Raw genomic sequence first — 19,245 nt, forward strand, 5'->3', positions numbered from 1 at the left:
CCGTTCCAAATACTGGATCAATACGTTCTAAATAAGTGGCATTATCAGCATCGATGGTATAGATATAACCATCATCTGAGTTATACGTTAAATGCACTTCGTAATCTCTAGTGGTAATTTCAGTAAATACGGCATCTCCTCCATTAAAGGACACACCAAATATTTTGGACTTGTTATCACCATCGTGATCGGTGTAGTAAGCTACATAGCTCTCACAATCATTAGGCTCCTCGCCTCCACCATCTGAACATCCTGAAGCTAAATCTCCATTGTACAATTCAAACGGTTCATTGTTTTTAACAGCATCATATGAATCTACTGTAGAGCCATCAGAAGGATTAATAACAAAAACTTCTTCTTTTCCACTATTGGTCATCACAAAATTGTCATTATCTGGCCCTAGTGCCATACCATTTACCTTTTTAACGGTTTGACCGATTAAAGTGGTATTATCATCTCCAGGTCCAACAGTATATAGTTTTTTACCTGATCTTGTTGCTAAGTACAATACACCATCTCTAAAAGCAATATCTCCACCACTAATAGGTAAGTTCCAGGCAAACAGCTCCCAGTTTCCAGAAAGCGGATCTACCTTAATTATTTTGTTTTGACTTCCAGAACCTAAGTACACGTAACCTCTACTAAAGGCATTGGTACAAACACCTGATAAATCAGCATCTGAAATATCAATAGTACCCTGGGAATCACCAGCTGTATTGAAGATTTCGATGAAATCACCATTGTTTTTATTGACATAAATCTTTTGTGCGATTGGATCGTACGATAAGTGCGCTTTATAACCAAGCTCTTTTAACTCGGTAAATACTGCCTCACCTCCTGTAAAATTAACACCGTGTAACACTCCTTGGTTGGAACCATGAGCATTGTCTACATAAAACGCTGAATAATTCTCACAAGGATCACGTGGTTCTTCACAGTCTGGACCCTCGCATGGAATTTCGGGACATTCGTATGGATGTAAATTTATATTGATATCGGCATGAATAGAACCAGAGTTTGAATAGGCTTCTTGTCCATCACTCCAAACCGTATAATTCAACCAGCTGGCTGCACCTAATCCACTGTTCTTGGCATTGGCACCATCACCTACCTGGAATGCGTAGTCATTATCCATTTTAGTAAAGGTTATGGCGTCATATTCAAAATCTCCTTCAGCTAAATTCATCTCTGATCTTCCTGGAACTAGCTCGTAGTATTCCCAAATTGGATCATTAGGAAAACCAGTATCATCAAATCCATGAGCACTGAATGGATTCACCCCTGAAATATCTTCAATTGGTGCAAATTCGAAATAAACGTTCCAAACAGAACCTTCATAATTAACATCACAACTATTATTTTGAATACCACTTAAGACGGCGGTACCAGTTATGATGAAGTTGCCACTACTTAATAAGGTATATGCATACCCCTTAAATGTGTCGTCAAAACTAAAGTTGGCTTTGGCACCCTGACAAGGGAACCCGTTGACCCAAACACTGTGTTTATAAGTCTCTGCCTCTCTGGTGTGGTCTTTAACATAGTAAACTTCATCAGAGGCATCTGAATCCATACAAGGTGGAGTCATGGATTCCATGCCGTTATCATCAAAGGCATTTTGTCCTGGAGTCATTTGCGCCTGGCCGGTAAAGCTTAACAAAAGGCCTACCAACACAATTGGCAACAATCGATTAAAACAATAAGTAATGTTCTTCATTTTATAAGATTTGATTAATAGTTTTTAGATTCTTTGTAACAAATACAATGATCCAAAACATGGTAGGTCGTTTTACAACGATTTCTATCTTAATTTATGAAGTAGATTTGGTTTGCTATTAAAAAGTGACATAAAATTAGTCAATTGATTTAATAATCAACTCTTTAGGCGTTGATAAGGTTTAAATACCCGATAAAAAGCTTTTACTAACAAAAAAGCCGGCTCAATGAACCGGCTTTTCAAACATATATTATTTGGGATTTAGATCTTAACGATTGGTTTTAACAAACTGTTTCGTTATTCTGTTACCATTAACTTCCATCACTAGGAAATACATTCCATCAGGCAGTGTTTCAACACTTTCGTGAATGGTGCTGCTTTGAACACCATTGTTGATTTGGATAGATCCTTGGTGACTTACTCTACCATTAATAGAAGTAATGTAATAGGTACCTTCTACTGGTGCACCTTCATTATCAACCTGAATGTTCAGGCTACTAATTGCAGGTACTGGGTATAGAGTAATGTCATCCTCAGCAATGATTAAGTCTGAGTAGGCACCTGTGTGTGGTACTAGTGCTGGAACTTCATCATCACATTCTGTTCTTCCATCTTCATCACAACCAATGTAAACGTTGTCAATTAAGTTTCCTACTGAAACTGTTGTTCCCGACAGACCTCTTAACATCACTACAGTCTTATCACTAGTAGCTACGAATGATCTTTCAATGAATACCCAATCGTCTCCACTTGTTGCAACAACATCACCTAACATGGTTAAGTTATCACCATCATTATCGAAGGTATCGTAATCACCAGCTAATACTTCCATCTCATCTACTGGGTTATTACCATTGATGCGACGTTTCTTATGCCAGAAGTTTACATATACGGTAGCACCTGGGTTGGTATCAATTACCTGATACATGTTATCACCAATAGCTCTACTCAATAATTCGAAGTGGAAGTTACCACAGTAAGAGGCATTACCATCAACTCTACCAGTTTCCTGGATCTCAATAGAGGTTGTTGTAGACCATTTCAACCATTCTGGCTCAGATCCAGAAGAATACTGGTGCCATCCGTTGTTAAAGTCATTGTTTTGTGGGTCATCTTTAGCCTCTTGCGCTCCTTCTGCACCTGGATTCTCGATTGGATCGATATCACATAATGGCTCTGGATCAGCATCTGTACAACCAGAGGCTAAATCACCATTCTCAAACTGGAATCCATCCGTTGCATAAGGTGTTAACTCTTCACCATTTTCACCGTAACGGTAAATCATAGTCTTACCAAAGTGAGTTGTAATAAAGTCGTCAGAAGCATTTAATGCTAATCCGTTTACTTTACTAGCGATAGTTCCTACTAATTGAGCACTATTATCACCACCAAGGATACGGTAAAGCTTGTTACCAGCTCTTGTAGCTAAGTGTAATCTGTTATCTCTGTGAACAAGATCACCACCTTGTACTGGAATTTCAGCTGCAATCATTTCGTATGAACCATCAAGCTGCACACGGTATAATTGGTTAAGGTTAGCAGAACCTAAATAAATGGCATTTTGGAAATATGTCATTGCATAGATGGAGTTGATTGACGAGCCATCTGTAGCACTCAACGTAATCATTCCTTCAATAGTTCCACCGTTTGGATTCACTTTATAAATCTTATCGGTATCTTCATTCACTGCATAGATGTAGCCATCATCAGTGTTAAGAGCAATATGCGCCTGGAATCCTAAAGTTGCGATTTCTTCTAATGCAGCTGTATTAGCATTGTCGTCAAGCGTTACTCTATATAAGGTAGTATCACCACCGTTATGGTTTGCATAGAAGGCCTTGTAGTTATCACATGGATCTCTTGGCTCTTCACCTCCACCAGAGGCACATCCTGAAGCTAAGTCACCATCAAGTAAAGTTCCAAACGGAGAATCAACCACATAAGAAGCTAATTGCGATCCATCAGCACTATCTAATAAGTACACTTCATCACTACCATCATTGGCCATTAAGAAATTACCACCAATTGAAGCAGCCATACCATTCACTTTTGCAGGTGTATCCTGGCCGTTATTAATTACTGTAGCACTTCCTGTAAAGGTACCATCATTATTAAATTTAATTTCGTAAATCTTTCTACCGCTTCTACTAGCAGAATAGAACACGTTATTAATAACGGTTAAATCACCACCATTAATATTTAAACCGCTAATTTCCCAGTGTTGTACATCACCTGTTAACGGATCTACTTCATAAATATCATTTGAAGAACTTGATCCAAGATATACACGACTTCTGTAGAAAACGTTTTGTACAATACCACCTGGAACTCCTTCGAGATCAAAGCGATTTACTTCAACCCATTCTGAACCGTTATAGCCAAATGCAATTAATTCTGAACCATCGTTTCTTGCTGTGTAAATTACATTAGCAACTTCGTCATATGATATATGAACTCGGTAACTACCGTTTGCAAATTCGTCCATGTCTATGATAGGCTCATCTGAGAAATCAGCAACACCACCGCCAATAGCAACTGTGTAGATTTCACTTGATGCACCTCCGCCACCGTTATGGGCGTAGAACAAATTAAATTCTTCACAATCACCTGATTCTTCACCCGGATCGCTAGAACATCCACTTAATACTTCTATTCCGTCTACGTCATAACCATCTCCACCAAATCCGAAACCTGCTGAAGAATCAACGATTCTGATATATTTTACATAAGGAAGACCAGATTCACTGATATCTACCGCACCGTCACGACAAATAGTACCCACTTCTCTCCAGTTAATACCGTTTACAGAGACTGAAATAGTGGCATTCTCGTCATTTCCACCTGAACAGGTGTCTCCACCATATGTGGTTTCCCATATTTGAATATCTGGATCTGTGCCATTAGTATTAAAAATAGCTTTGCCTTCGGCTAAACCAAGAATAAGTGTACCTCCTTTTCCTAATGATACGAAGCCTCCTGGTGCGTTGGAACGATCAGGCTCCCCTGTAGCAGCCATTGGATCATTACGATCATCATTGATAGGATTTCCACTTTGGGTGTCTCCAGGAATATAGTCTACAACAGTTACACCGTAACAGTCGTCATATTCCATGCTTGCGGCATCAAAAGCACCAGGTTGACCGGTCATTTGGGCAAAACCGGTTACACTCAAAGCCAAACTCATACATAAAGCAGGTATTAAGCGTTTAAATGAATAAGTAATTGTTTTCATAGTTTGATGTTTAATATATGTTCTGGTTTATTCAATTTTTAACAAGCTTCAATAATGCACAATTGCATTATTAAAACCATGTTATTGCCATAACACAAGAACCAAAGATGTTACAAACTATGGAGGTTAATTTTATGAAGACGTTGGGGCGTTGTTCATATGCTATTAATCAATCACCTTACAACATGAGAGGCGAACTTCACCTTTCACAATTGAAAGATACTAAATAATCATGCTATAGCAGGGGTATTATTCGATAAACTACCTGTATAGTCGGTAAATAAAAGATGATCTATGATTTTCCCAGTATTTATTGCTGTTTTATTATCAGAAAAATCTAACTATTAAATTGATAATAAGCTTGTTGTCAATAATCTAGAAACACTAATTTATGTCTTTATTATAGTCAAAAAAAATGAATATAAATTGTCTCTAATTATTATCAGAATCTCTAGTAATTTGTGGTTTCTGGTTTACAAATATGATGGTAGCCTTCACACCTGTTAATAGATTCCATTCCTTAGATGAAATAACATTTCCACGATCATCATAAACAACAAATTCTGCAGTATTAGGACCTGATTCACCTTGATTCAATGCAAGGATGTCTAACGTGTTTTTTCCTTCGGCTAGATTTACCTTAAGCCTCCTGTAAGAACCGGTTAAGACAATTTCTCTATACACAATATTGCCATTTAAAAGTACTTGTACCCTATCGCCATCAGGATACTCATGATCTCTACAAACGATATTAACAAACTCAGCATCAATGTTATACTGACCTAAAAACTGGTCATCCATAACTTTTATAATACCATTCTTTGCTGCCTGCTGGCGCCAACGTTCAACAAATATTTGCCCTGGATCCATTAACCCATCATTTTCAAACATTGAAAATGGCTTTTCAGATTCTTTTAAAATGAATTTCTTTTGATCTTCAGATAGGTTCTCAAATTTATTAGCTGTATTTGGAGTTAGGTTAGGGAGATTTTTTGGCTCAATTTTCAGTGGAGACAAAGCCGAATCCTTCTTCTTGGGTGACTCTACAGCTGGAATTCTTATGGATTTTTGTTCTCTATCTGGCTGAGCCGAAAGCTTTACCGACATAAGACATGTCAATATTAAAAAGCCTAAGTATTTGAAGTTTGCTGTCATTGTATTGTATCTACGCAAAAACTATACCTAAATCAAATTAACGTCAAATCTGTCAGGGGTTGACAAAAAAAACGTTAAAACTTTCCATTGAAACTTATTCGTAAGCGACGGTTATATTCTTCAAATAGCCAGTCCTTGTAATTGTCGGTACTGTTCATCATGCAATAACAATATTGGTTAACACGATGTGCAATCTCTTCTTGGAGATGTTTTACATGCTCTCTGGCATCATATACATCCTCACTATTTTCAATACAGATTGTCGAATGTTGTTTTATGGATTCTTCAATAACACTAAACGACTTTTTACCTAATCTAATAGCCTCACTGTAAGCGCTTTTAATATCATAACTTAAATCTTTAGATTTGGAAAATCGCTTTCTAAGCGATTCTGGCATTTCGTAAACAAAATCACTTTCTAAAGTGTAGTCATCAACAATATTTTCGAGATAATAGTCTGGATATTTAAAGATATGATGCCAATCTACTGGTTGACTCCAGGGTCCAAAACGGGCAATATTGTTCCCCAGATCTACCACTTGAAAACTATTCTTATTTTCAAATATTCTAGATCCGCGACCTATCATTTGAAAATATAAGGTAAGCGACCTTGTAGCTCTGTTTAAGATTATGGTTTCCACAGAAGGTTCATCAAACCCTGTTGTTAAAATACTAACCGAGGTTAAAATTGCATCAGGCGTTTTATTAAACCACTCCAGGGTTTCTCTGCGCTCTTCCTTATTTGCAGTGTTATCCAAATGTCTAATATTATAACCTGCCTTTTTAAAGGTGTAATAGACTTCTTTTGAGGTGTATATACCATTGTTAAATATGAGCGTCTTCTTCCCTTTGGAAACCTCCTCGTAAGCTCCAATCAATTTAGATTGCATGTGAAGGTTGGTATAAAGTGCTTCTGAAGATTTTACAGTGTAATCACCATTGATTCCAACTTTTAAGGACGTAAGTCCAACATCATAAGCGTATAACTCTGCTTCAGCCAAAAATCCATTTTTAATAAGTGTAGAAATATCATCACCAACTATGAGCTGATCATAATTGTCTTTCATTGGTAATTTGATATTACTACTGAGCGGAGTTGCTGTTACTCCAAGAATGAAACAGTTCTCAAAATATTTAAAGAGTTTTCTAAATGAATTATAATGAGCTTCATCAATAATTACAAGACCTATGTTTTGCAGTTGAAAGTCGTTATCAGTAAGGCGATTATTTAGTGTTTCTACCATGGCCACAAAACACTCATAATCATCCTGATCAGGAAGGGTTTTAACCTTACTATTGATAATTTTATTTTCAACTCCAAAACCCGATAGAACATTAGACGTTTGTTTGCATAATTCTATGCGATGGGTCAATACCACTACCTTCTTCTTGTGGTTTTTAATATATCGTCTAACAATTTCTGAAAAGACCACAGTTTTGCCCCCGCCAGTTGGTAGCTGATATAAAAGATTAAAGTCTTTGGGTGAATTTTCCATGACCTCAAATATTCTGTTGAGATCAGAAATTTGATAGTCATAAAGACTTTTTTTCGAGGGCTCTAATGCAGTTGAGGCTGTATTTTTAGACATGTAGTCTATTTCTTAAGAGGTTAATTTTGCGAATTTAATATATAATGCTGGTTATTAAGGCAATTGTTAACAACATTTAAAAACTGGTCTGGTTTTTGATTTTTTCTAAAAAATCTTAAATCCTAATTAGTATGTCTAGAAGAAATTCCCCATCCGTTAATTCAGGTTCAATGGCCGATATCGCCTTTTTGCTTCTTATTTTTTTTCTGCTTACCACCACTATTTCTGCAGAAAAAGGAATTAAACGTCAACTCCCATTAGACTGTATTGGGCAAGAGAATTGTTCAAAATCAGTTGCGGAGGAAAATCTATTTACAATTGTGACCAACGCAAAATCCGAGCTAATGGTCAATAATGAAATTATGAGTATATCTCTTTTACGCCCCAAGCTTAAAGCCTTCATAGATAATAATTCTAAAGGTTACTGTACTTATTGTTCAGGAGAACAGTCACCATCAAGCTCCCAACACCCCACAAAGGCATTTGTGGCTTTGGATGTACACCCAAAAACCAAGTATGACTTTTATATACAGATTCAGGATGAGATTTCTGGGGCGTATTACGAGCTAAGGGAACATTATGCACAGACCATCTTAAATAAACCAGCAAGTGATCTTACTCGCGAAGAAATTCAGACCACACGTAAAGCCTACCCATTTAATCTTATTGAATGAAATGAATAAGAATAGGAGGGAATATCACAATTGTTAAAATATTTCTAAATCCTTAAGAATCTGTAACAAAGGAAATCTCGTGTCGTCTTTATAGTGTAATCAATTAAAAAACGAAGAAATCATGAGAACGTTAAACAACAATCAAATTACAAGCAAATCTGTTGAGACTAAAGCCCATTTTTGGAATAGCAAGAGACGCTATAGATAAGTTCAATCTTAGTCAACTAAATCAATTAAAAAATGAAAGCTTTATCAAAGATCGTTAATAGTACCAATACATGGCAAAGCGATCTCAACACCCTGAAGTAAATGGTTAAACAGAATTCGCTTGTATTTAAGTAACAAAGCCGGTATGCAGAAAGTATATCGGTTTTTTATTTATAAAAAAAGCCGCTTGATAAGCGGCTTTAATTTGTTTAATTAGTTTGTTAAGAAATTTCAATCTGTTTGATTCCTTGATCAATTGCCTCTTCCATTTTAGGTAGGTTGATCTTTAAAATTCCATCTTTATAATTTGCAGATATAGTTTCTTTATTGACCGATTTTGGTAATTGGAATGTTCGTTTGAAAGTTGAATAACCAAATTCACGTCTCGTAAACTTATCAGTAGTCTCTTCATTTTCGGTTTTACGTTCTGAAGAAATGGTCAGCAATTGCTTGTCCACATCTATTTTAAAATCAGATTTCTTAAATCCGGGTGCAGCAACTTCCAATTCAAAATTAGCATCGTGCTCAATTACATTTACGGCAGGAATCGTTAAACCATTGCTGAAGTTAGATACCATTTCAGCATCAAGTGTATCGTTCACTAGTTCATCAATCCAAGATGAAAAAGTAGGGAAGTTTCTAAATCCATTAGAATTTGTTTTTCTTCCTGTTTTTAATGTTGGAAATAAAGTATGCATAGTTTTATCATTTAAATCATTCATAACTACGAGTTAAATGGCAAAACTTATACCAAGTCAAAATGACTGAAATATTTTCACAAAATACTGTCATTATGACAGTTGCAATATGATTTTATCAAATTAAAAGGCATGTAATTCAATAAGCTTGCGTTCTAATTCAGATTTTGCTAAATACTGATTTTCCAGTTGTGCAGCAAATGGAATAGGTGTTTCCAAGCTTCCTACTCGCATTACTGGAGCGTCCAAATAACTGAAACATTCCTCCATGATAAGTGCAGAAATATCATTTACCACACTCCCAAATAGTGAGTCTTCAGTTAGCACAATTACTTTACCAGTTTGTTTAACAGAATTCAAAATTGCTTCTTTGTCTAACGGCTGCAAAGTGCGCAGGTCTAATAAGTCAATTGAAATATTCTGGTGTTTAGTTATAAGATCCAATGCCCAATGAACGCCAGCACCATAAGTTATGATTGAAATATCCTCTCCAGAATTAACTCTTGAAGCCTTACCCAATGGTAACGTGTAATAATCCGTGGGTATATCTTGTTTAATACTTCGATATAAAGCTTTATGTTCAAAAAACATAACGGGATTTGGATCATTAATGGCCGTACACAATAAGCCTTTGGCATCATATGGAAATGCTGGGTACACAACCTTCAACCCAGGAGTTTTGGTAAACCAGGCTTCATTAGTTTGAGAATGAAACGGTCCGGCAGCTACGCCAGCTCCACAAGGCATACGAACCAAAACATTAGCTTCCTGTTGCCATCTGTAATGCGACTTCGCCAAATAATTAACAATTGGATTAAAACCAGAGCTTACAAAGTCTGCAAATTGCATCTCAACAACAGCTTTCATTCCTGCTATAGATAGACCCATTCCTGCTTCAACAATTGCAGATTCACAAATAGGCGTGTTCCTAACTCGCTCTTTACCAAACTGATTAATAAAGCCTTCAGTAATCTTAAATACACCCCCATACTCAGCAACATCTTGCCCCATTATAACTAAGTCTTCATGACGTTCCATGGATTGCCTCAATCCATCGGATATGGCATCTATTAAGCGTTTATTATCGCGTCCAGCGCCAGAGTCTATTGGTTCAAAGTCAAAGGGTTTATAAACATCATTTAATTCCGTTTCAATATTTGGAACAATAGGTTCTTCATTAAAGGCCAAATCCAAACCTTTTTCAATTTCGGATTTGATTTCCTCATGGTATGCATCATCTGTTTTTTGATCAAGAATTTTGTTGATAAATAAATAGCTTCTAAAATTCTCAATAGGGTCTTTAGCCTCCCATTCCTTCATTAACTCTTCTGGTACATATTTGGTTCCGCTAGCCTCTTCATGTCCGCGCCTTCTGAAAGTCTTAAACTCAACTAATATAGGTCTTGGACGTTTTCTAATACTTTCACTGAGTTTTTTAATTTTAGAGTATACCTCAATAATGTTATTGCCATCAATAATAAAGGAATCAATACCATAGCCCTTACCTCTATCTGCTAAATGCTTACAATGGTACTGTTCTTTAGTTGGTGTTGATAAACCGTATCCGTTGTTTTCAATACAAAACAAAACCGGCAGCTGCCATACGGCTGCAACATTTAAAGCTTCATGAAAATCACCTTCACTGGTACCGCCTTCACCTGTAAAAACAGTAGTAACTCCATGTTTTTTATTTAATAGATCTGCAAGAGCAATACCATCAGCCACACCTAATTGAGGCCCCAGATGGGATATCATCCCAATTATTTTATAATCCTGGGTTCCAAAATGAAACGATCTATCCCTCCCCTTGGTAAACCCACTAGCTTTACCCTGCCATTGTCCAAATAAACGTTCTAAGGGAATCTCTCTTGTGGTAAACACACCAAGATTTCTGTGCATTGGAAGAATGTACTCTTTAGGCTTTAGTGCCATTGTTACTCCAACAGAAATAGCTTCCTGTCCAATACCTGAAAACCATTTAGATATCTTGCCTTGACGTAGTAAAATCAACATTTTTTCCTCTATCAATCGAGGGCGAAGCATGTTGTAGTACATCTTCAATAGAGCCTTATCGCTAAGATTTTTTTTATCGTATGAAATTTGGTTTTTGGTTAGCGTTGGCATGGAGGTTAAATTCAAATAATTATACTATCAAATGTAATTAAATTAGAATCATAGACCAGGTCTAATCGATCAATTGTGGATAAATCATCCTATAAAGCGGGTCTTTTTCTATAGCTTTGTATATTGTAATTTAATTAATTAATACGAATGGATAGAATCCCTAGTGTTGATCTAAAAGATTTTTTGTCTGAGGATCTTGACCGTAAAAAGAAATTTGTATCCTCAATAGGAAAAGCCTATGAAGAGATTGGATTTGTAGCGCTTAAGGGGCACTTTTTAGATGATAATCTTGTAGATTCTTTATATGATCAAGTAAAGTCATTTTTTAACCTTCCGCTTGACATCAAACAGAAATACGAAATCCCCGGCATCGGGGGGCAGCGTGGTTATGTCTCGTTTGGCAAGGAAAGTGCTAAAGGTAAAAAGGAAGGAGATTTAAAGGAATTTTGGCATTTTGGACAGTATGTGGATGATGACGAGGATCTTAAAAAAGAATACCCTGAAAATGTAGAAGTCGCAGAGCTACCGGAGTTCAATACCGTTGGTAAGCAGGCGTATGAAATGTTAGAAAAAACAGCGAAATACGTACTGAGAGCTCTAGCATTATTTTTAGATTTAGAAGAGACTTATTTTGATAACTATATCCACAATGGAAATTCCATATTAAGACCCATCCATTACCCTCCCATTTTAAAGGAACCAAATAATGCCTTAAGAGCGGCGGCTCATGGTGATATAAATTTAATCACTTTATTAATGGGTGCACAGGGTCGCGGTCTTCAGGTGCAGAATCATAAAGGGGACTGGATCGATGCTATAGCTGAGCCTGATGAGTTAATGATTAATGTAGGAGATATGCTGTCAAGGCATACTAACAACAAACTTAAATCAACGATTCATAGGGTGGTTAACCCTCCTAGAGAACTTTGGGGTACTTCCAGATTCTCAATTCCTTTTTTTATGCATCCAATAAGTGAGATGAAATTGGATGTTCTTGAAAATTGTGTTGATGATGATCACCCTAAATCATATGAGGATATTACAGCTGGAGAATTTCTTAATGAGCGATTGGTAGAGTTAGGATTAATTAAAAAGTAATGGATTTACAGGACCAATTAAAGAATTTATTTCCTAATCACGTGCCTCAAGTAGAACCTGAGAACACTAATAATACATTTGATATTTGGATTCAGGATAAGCCCTTATTATGTAAATATGAAAAACGAAAAGGGAAGCCAACTACTATAATTGACGGCTATAACGGGGCCAAAAGCGATTTTAAGATTTTAGCTTCATTATTAAAGAAAGAGCTAAATGTCGGTGGGGGCATTAAGAATGAAAAAATTGTAATTCAAGGTGATTACAGAGAGCAAATAATGCAGCGGTTGATAGCACTAGGATTTCAAGTTAAACGCGTTGGAGGATAACTTATGAGTGATATTCTTCATATTACCAATGGCGACAATCTTACAGATTATCTAAGAGAATTAGATTTTAATGACCCTATTGTTACCTGGCAGGAAATGTTATGCGAAGGTCCTACCATTGCTGCAATTGATTCAAAAGAATTTTTTAAGATTCGTCGAACGTTCCTTAAGGACTTTTACAATATTGAAGTTAATGAGCAAGAATTATTTCAGGAATTGGCCAAATTGAATAAGGCCAATGACTATGATGAAATAGTGCTTTGGTTTGAATATGATCTCTTTTGTCATATTAACATGATTGGTGTAATTAATTTATTGCATCAAAAAGAGATCAACACCAATTTGAGTTTGGTTTGTAGCGGTCGAATTAAAGGAGAGAAAAGCCTAAAAGGATTAAGTGAATTAACTCAAGATCAATTGCTGTTACACTACCGAGATAGAGTTCAACTTACAAACGATGATAAGAAACTAGCCATTGCCTTATGGCGAACCTATTGCGGAAAGGATCATAATATTTTTAAGCCCTATATAACCAAGCCATCCAATTTTGAGTATATGGGAAGCTGCCTTAAGGCCCATCTTAAAAGGTTTCCAGATCAAAACAATGGTCTCAGTACAATAGAAACAAATATCCTAAAACTAATTAGAGATGTTGACGTAAAATCGGTTCATCATTTACTTGGTTATATTTTAAATTATCAAGGATACTACGGTTTTGGAGATGTTCAATTTGAACGGATAATTAATAATCTTAAACCATTCTTTCTGCAATCACAAAATGGATTGGAGTTAAATCGTGAAGGTCATGAGGCTATTTTAGGCCATCATAAAGTGGCGCAAAAGGTTAATAATCATATGGTTTATGGTGGTGTTAATCGCATGGATTATTATTTCAGCACCAAACAAAACAAACTGATCAAATCAATTCTCAATAATGTCCATTAAAAATTCAGAGCTGATCCTAAATGCCGATGGAAGTGTATACCATCTAAACTTAAAACCAGATAATATTTCGGATACTATTATTTTCGTTGGGGATCAGGATAGAGTTGAAATCATAACTAAACATTTTGATAGTATCGAGTTCTCAACGCAGAAGCGTGAGTTTAAAACTCAGACAGGCTATTTCCATGATAAACGAATTACGGTTATTTCTACAGGAATTGGTCCAGACAACATAGACATTGTACTAAATGAACTTGATGCCTTGGTCAACATCAATCTGGAAACTAGGCAACCAAAAGAGAATCTTGTTAGTTTAAACATCATTAGAATTGGGACTTCAGGCTCTCTTCAAAAAGAAATCCCTGTAGATTCCTTTGTCTTGAGTTCTCATGGATTGGACATTAATGGAATGCTGCATTTTTATCAAATTGCAAGTATTGGTAATCCAGAAATTGAGAATGCTTTTATGGAACACACCCTTTGGGACTTAAATAAGGCAAGACCTTTGGTCATTAACAATTCAAAATTTTTAGAGAATTACTTTGATAGTGCGGAGTTTCACAAAGGAATTACCGGTACGGCGGGTGGGTTTTACGGGCCTCAAGGAAGAGTATTACGTCTACCTTTACAGGATGTTAATCTCAATAGTAAACTAGAAAGTTTTAGCTTTGACGGATTAAATATTTCAAATTTTGAAATGGAAACATCGGTAATTTATGGTCTATCAAAACTTTTAGGTCACGAAGCCCTGTCTCTTAACGCCATTATAGCCAATAGAGCTACTGGTGAATTTAGTAGTGACCCAAGAGCCACTGTCGAACGACTCATCTTACATGCCCTAAATCGAATCGTAAATATCTAAGAAAACTTTATGCTTACCGTTAAAGTTGGTGGTGTCCCTGAACATTTTAATTACCCCTGGTATCTGGCCTTAAAAGATGGTGCTTTTAAAAAACAAAATATAAATTTAAGGTGGGTAGATTGTCATGGCGGAACTGGAGAGATGTGTGGAGCACTGAGGAACAATGAAATTGATATAGCAATCATACTTACCGAGGGAATTGTGTCCGATATTATTAAAGGAAATCCTTCCTCAATTGTTCAAACCTATGTCAGTTCACCACTAATTTGGGGGATTCATGTATCAAACAACTCTCAATATGAAGACATTTCTGATCTTCGTGGAAAAATTGCAGCTATAAGCAGAATGGGTTCTGGATCACACCTTATGGCCTATGTCAATGCTCAAAATCATGGGTGGGATTTAGAAAACGACATGAACTTTTATATTGTCAATAATCTTGAAGGTGGTGTTAAAGCTTTAATTAATGGAGAAGCTGATTATTTTTTATGGGAACATTTTACAACCAAACCATTTGTAGATAGAAATGTTCTAAAAAAAATAAGCGACTGCCCTACTCCATGGCCATGTTTTGTTATTGCAGTGAGGCAAACATTTTTAGATGAAAACAGGATGGCATTAGAGAGAATACTTGAAATTATAAATTTCTATACATTCGGAATTAAGAAAATACCCAATTTAGCAAATATTATTTCGGAGCGGTATGGCCAGAAATTTGAAGATGTAATGGAGTGGTTGAAATTGACAAATTGGGATCAAAGTGCACCAAGTGAATTTGTTATAAACCGGGTTCAAAATAGGCTACGAGGTTTAGGAGTTATCAATAATATTTTTGGCTATAATCAGCTAGTGCAAAAGCTTTAGGGTGAGACTGTTAATAATTATGTTCGTAATATTTTTCTGATAAACTACAGAAAGTTTTCTCTTTATCATAATTTAACATACATTTGTTATAGCCTTGAAATTAACTAACCATTCATTTCATTGATAATGATACTTACAGTTTTATTTATTTTATTGGGGTTGGTTGCTTTAAATTTTGTTCTCTTGATTGTTAGTGTAAACAAAACAACTAAGAAAGTGCCCAAGCGAAGTGAACAGATTCGAATTGCCGAGTCTTCTAACTTAAGTCCCAATCAATCGGTTCGTGACCGACTTGCTCCAACAGGGAGTTAGTTTGGCTGAAGTGGTTGTTACCAAACCAGTATCCCCTATTAGCACTAAGTGGTGATGGGTGCCCACTCTCTAAGATAAAGTGCTTTTCAATGTCAATAAGATTCTTTTTTCGTCTTGCATAACCACCCCAAAGCAGAAATACTACTTTAGTTTTATTAGCACTTATTTGCCTTATCACTTCATCTGTAAAGGATTCCCATCCTTTCTTTTGATGACTACCAGGCATAGAGGCTCTAACAGTTAAGGTAGCGTTCAACAGCAAAATACCTTGCCTGGCCCAACTATTCAAATCACCACTCTTGGGGTATTTTACACCAACATCAGATACCAACTCTGTAAATATATTGATAAGTGAAGGCGGGTGACTTATACCTTCCTGAACAGAAAAGCAAAGGCCATTTGCCTGATTTGGGCCATGATACGGGTCTTGTCCAATTATAACAACTTTGGTGGCATCAAATTTTGAATATTCAAAAGCTTTAAAAATATTTGAGCCTTTAGGATAGCATTGATGACTTTCATATTCACCTCTTACAAAATCCACGAGTTTTTGAAAATAAGGCTTATCAAATTCACCTTCTAAATAAGGTTTCCAACTTGATTCAATTAGAAAATCCATCTTTAAAATTTGGGCTAAATTAAAGAATTAAAGGTAGACAAGGGTCATTAGGCATATCGTAGTATTTGCTTTAACTTTGCAACCTATAAGTGCATTGAATTAATGATTAACATTCATTCGAAAACCCTTGCAGATCTTGAATTCACTGGGGTTTTAGAACAACTTCAGGAACATTGTGTTACAGAGCTTGGTAAAGATGCAGCACTGCTTATACAGCCATTTTCCAGTTATAACAAAGTGCTTCAAGAATTGACCTATGTAAATGAGTATTTTTCATCATTTCAAAACGATAATACCTTTCCTAATCATGGATTTGACCCTATAAGTGATGAATTAAAATTATTGGGTATTGAAAACACTTATCTGGAAGTTTCGGGTTTGCAACGTATTTCACGTATTTCTCTGACGGTCAATAGCCAACTTAAATTTCTGGAAAAATTCAAAGAGTATTATGCCGAGCTTTTTAGTTTAAGTCAATCTATTGAATATACAACTATTATAGTTGAAGAGATCGATGCTATTATTGACAGGTTTGGCGAGATTAAAAATAATGCTTCCTCACTACTTGCCGAATTGCGGAGATCTATTTCGAAGGTTAAAGCTAAAATCAATTCTAGTTTTAATGCTGCATTGAACACTTATAATAATCAGGATTATTTAGATGATATAAGAGAATCCATTGTTGATAACAGGCGTGTTTTAGCGGTTAAAGCCATGTATCGCAGAAAGGTAAAAGGCGCCATCATGGGAGGAAGTAAAACAGGTAGTATTGTTTATATTGAACCCGAAGCAACACTGCTATTCTCACGAGAATTAAACAATCTTGAATATGAGGAGAAAGAGGAAGTGATTCGAATTTTAAAAGACATCACTAATTTTTTAAGGTTGCATCTCCCTTTATTACATGATTATCAGGATTATCTGATTAAAATGGATGTTATTTATGCTAAAGCAAAATATGCTCAAAGCTTGAAGGCTGTTTTACCATCTATTAATAAGAACAGTGAGATATATTTAAAAGATGCCTACCACCCACTACTCTATCAAGCAAATTCTGAAAAAGGAGAAGTAACCTATCCTCAATCGATATCTCTCAATAAAGACTCACGCATTATTGTTATTTCAGGGCCTAATGCAGGTGGAAAAAGTATTACACTAAAAACCATAGGATTATTACAGTTAATGCTGCAAAGTGGGATGCTGGTTCCTGTTCATGAGCGATCTTCAATGTGTTTATTTGACAGAATATTAAGTGATATTGGCGATAATCAATCTATTGAAAATCACTTAAGTACTTATAGCTACAGATTGAAACAAATGAATTACTTTCTTAAGAAATGTAATGACAAAACACTGTTTTTAATTGATGAATTTGGTACAGGAAGTGATCCCGAACTTGGTGGTGCTTTAGCTGAATCCTTTCTAGAAGTATTCTATGAACGTGGTGCTTATGGAATAATTACTACCCATTACTCCAACCTCAAATTGCTGGCCAACGAATTACCACATATGACTAACGGTAACATGCTATTCAATGAAAAAACATTGGAGCCAATGTTCAAGTTAGTTGTTGGGCAAGCGGGAAGTTCTTTTACGTTTGAGGTAGCTCAAAAGAATGGGATTCCATATTCTTTAATCAATAAAGCTAAGAAGAAAATAGAACGCAGTAAAGTGCGATTAGATGCGACCATAGCCAAACTTCAGAAAGAACGAAGCAAGCTAGAACGCACAGAACGATCCTTAAAAGCCAATGAACTAAAAAAACTCACTGAAGCAGAACGATTAGAAGAGGTTAATAAAAAAGTTCAAACTAAGTTAGAACGCTTCCAGGAATTATATGATTCTAATCAAAGGCTGATTTATTTGGGGCAAAAGGTGAATGATCTTGCCGAACGCTATTTTAATAATAAGAAAAAACGTGAGTTAATGAATGAACTATTTCGATTGGTACAAATCGAAAATTCAAAACGTAAAAAAACAACAGTAAAACAGCAACAGAAAGAAAAGCAAGAGCAACTTCGAATAAAAAAAGAGGCCGAAAAGAAAATCGCTGTTATTAGAAATAAAAAGAAAAAAGCCAAGAAAATCGAGAAACCTATCCCACCAAAGCCAGTATTAAAGCTTGGAGATCGTGTTAGAATGTTTGATGGAAAGGCCGTGGGTACTATTGATCTCATTGAAAAAAACAAGGCTGTTGTGAATTATGGAGTTTTTACGACTAATGTGAGTGTAGATCAGTTAGAACTTGTAGAATCTGCCAAAAAAGTATAAATGGGTAGCAGTTTAAATATAAAATCAGATAAAATCCTTATTCTCTTTGATGGGGTGTGTAACCTCTGTAACAGCAGTGTTCTACTAGTTATAAAAAATGATAAGAAGAATAAATTTCTTTTTGCTCCTTTACAGAGCACAATTGGTCAAGAAGTCATTTCTAAGTTTAATATTGATACCAATAAGATTGACTCAATACTCACCTACGACCCTATTAAACATGAGGTGAAATTTAAGTCGAGTGCCGCATTAATGATTGCTTCGCAGATGAAGTTCCCCTATCCCTTAATGGGTATTTTTCACATAATTCCACCTTTTATTAGAAATTGGGTCTATGACCTAATTGCCAAGAACCGGTATAATTGGTTTGGTAAAAAAGAAGTTTGTATGATACCAACTCCAGAGTTGTCAGCTAAGTTCCTAGAATGAGAAAACCCACAACTGGGGGCTGTGGGTCTCAAAAATTAACAACTTACTTAAAAACTAATTTAACCTTGTCAAGATTTTATTAAGTTAGGCACAGAACCATAATCTTAAACTTGAACAGTG

15 protein-coding genes are annotated in these 19,245 nt (G+C 35.9%); 8 read left to right on the forward strand and 7 right to left on the reverse strand.

Annotated elements, in window-relative coordinates; translation table 11 throughout:
- The 4 genes from DN064_RS11580 to DN064_RS11595 form a co-directional block, all read right to left on the reverse strand.
- Nucleotides 1–1,717: hypothetical protein (locus DN064_RS11580; protein ID WP_157962304.1), on the reverse strand; the 1,717-nt coding region annotated here is incomplete at its 3' end.
- Nucleotides 1,718–1,985: 268 nt separating this feature from the next.
- Nucleotides 1,986–4,949, reverse strand: coding sequence for a T9SS type A sorting domain-containing protein (locus DN064_RS11585; RefSeq protein ID WP_115462826.1), 2,964 nt, complete (start codon nt 4,947–4,949; stop codon nt 1,986–1,988).
- Nucleotides 4,950–5,381: 432 nt separating this feature from the next.
- Nucleotides 5,382–6,056, reverse strand: coding sequence for a hypothetical protein (locus DN064_RS11590; protein ID WP_157962305.1), 675 nt, complete (start codon nt 6,054–6,056; stop codon nt 5,382–5,384).
- Between the two features lie 122 nt (nt 6,057–6,178).
- Nucleotides 6,179–7,693 carry a DEAD/DEAH box helicase gene (locus DN064_RS11595; RefSeq protein WP_115462828.1) on the reverse strand — a complete coding sequence of 505 codons (1,515 nt, stop codon included), beginning with the start codon at nt 7,691–7,693 and terminating at the stop codon, nt 6,179–6,181.
- A gap of 131 nt (nt 7,694–7,824) precedes the next feature.
- Here DN064_RS11595 and DN064_RS11600 point away from each other — a divergent pair, with 131 nt between their 5' ends.
- Nucleotides 7,825–8,367 carry a biopolymer transporter ExbD gene (locus tag DN064_RS11600; protein ID WP_115462829.1) on the forward strand — a complete coding sequence of 181 codons (543 nt, stop codon included), beginning with the start codon at nt 7,825–7,827 and terminating at the stop codon, nt 8,365–8,367.
- 428 nt (nt 8,368–8,795) lie between these two features.
- Here DN064_RS11600 and DN064_RS11605 read toward each other — a convergent pair whose 3' ends face one another.
- Nucleotides 8,796–9,296, reverse strand: coding sequence for an Hsp20/alpha crystallin family protein (locus DN064_RS11605; protein WP_232827482.1), 501 nt, complete (start codon nt 9,294–9,296; stop codon nt 8,796–8,798).
- 99 nt (nt 9,297–9,395) lie between these two features.
- Nucleotides 9,396–11,396, reverse strand: a complete 2,001-nt coding sequence (locus tag DN064_RS11610) for an alpha-ketoacid dehydrogenase subunit alpha/beta (RefSeq protein WP_115462830.1) — start codon at nt 11,394–11,396, stop codon at nt 9,396–9,398.
- A 147-nt stretch (nt 11,397–11,543) separates the two neighbouring features.
- On the opposite strand from DN064_RS11610, the gene DN064_RS11615 reads away from it, so the two are divergent.
- Genes DN064_RS11615 through DN064_RS11635 form a run of 5 tightly spaced genes read left to right on the forward strand, consistent with a single transcriptional unit; the run spans nt 11,544 to nt 15,494 of the window.
- Nucleotides 11,544–12,494: an isopenicillin N synthase family dioxygenase gene (locus tag DN064_RS11615; RefSeq protein WP_115462831.1), complete on the forward strand. Its 951-nt coding sequence runs from the start codon at nt 11,544–11,546 to the stop codon at nt 12,492–12,494.
- Nucleotides 12,494–12,823 carry a translation initiation factor gene (locus tag DN064_RS11620; protein WP_115462832.1) on the forward strand — a complete coding sequence of 110 codons (330 nt, stop codon included), beginning with the start codon at nt 12,494–12,496 and terminating at the stop codon, nt 12,821–12,823. The genes DN064_RS11615 and DN064_RS11620 overlap by 1 nt, the downstream gene beginning before the upstream one ends.
- Before the next feature lie 3 nt (nt 12,824–12,826).
- Nucleotides 12,827–13,768 carry a DUF1835 domain-containing protein gene (locus tag DN064_RS11625; protein ID WP_115462833.1) on the forward strand — a complete coding sequence of 314 codons (942 nt, stop codon included), beginning with the start codon at nt 12,827–12,829 and terminating at the stop codon, nt 13,766–13,768.
- Nucleotides 13,758–14,630 carry a nucleoside phosphorylase gene (locus DN064_RS11630; protein ID WP_115462834.1) on the forward strand — a complete coding sequence of 291 codons (873 nt, stop codon included), beginning with the start codon at nt 13,758–13,760 and terminating at the stop codon, nt 14,628–14,630. Before DN064_RS11625 ends, DN064_RS11630 begins: the two co-directional genes overlap by 11 nt.
- A gap of 9 nt (nt 14,631–14,639) precedes the next feature.
- The gene (locus tag DN064_RS11635; protein ID WP_115462835.1) at nt 14,640–15,494 is read left to right on the forward strand and encodes a substrate-binding domain-containing protein; all 855 of its coding nucleotides are present in this window, start codon (nt 14,640–14,642) and stop codon (nt 15,492–15,494) included.
- Nucleotides 15,495–15,750: 256 nt separating this feature from the next.
- Here DN064_RS11635 and DN064_RS11640 read toward each other — a convergent pair whose 3' ends face one another.
- Nucleotides 15,751–16,425, reverse strand: a complete 675-nt coding sequence (locus DN064_RS11640) for a uracil-DNA glycosylase (RefSeq protein WP_115462836.1) — start codon at nt 16,423–16,425, stop codon at nt 15,751–15,753.
- A 102-nt stretch (nt 16,426–16,527) separates the two neighbouring features.
- On the opposite strand from DN064_RS11640, the gene DN064_RS11645 reads away from it, so the two are divergent.
- Both DN064_RS11645 and DN064_RS11650 read left to right on the forward strand, forming a co-directional pair.
- Nucleotides 16,528–18,696 (forward strand): endonuclease MutS2, encoded by a 2,169-nt coding sequence (locus DN064_RS11645; protein ID WP_115462837.1) that lies wholly within the window; start codon nt 16,528–16,530, stop codon nt 18,694–18,696.
- Nucleotides 18,697–19,125, forward strand: coding sequence for a thiol-disulfide oxidoreductase DCC family protein (locus DN064_RS11650; RefSeq protein WP_115462838.1), 429 nt, complete (start codon nt 18,697–18,699; stop codon nt 19,123–19,125).
- Nucleotides 19,126–19,245: the final 120 nt, after the last annotated feature.

Origin of the sequence: Winogradskyella aurantiaca, from assembly GCF_003362725.1 — a bacterium.
GTDB classification, from domain to species: Bacteria; Bacteroidota; Bacteroidia; order Flavobacteriales; family Flavobacteriaceae; genus Winogradskyella_A; species Winogradskyella_A aurantiaca.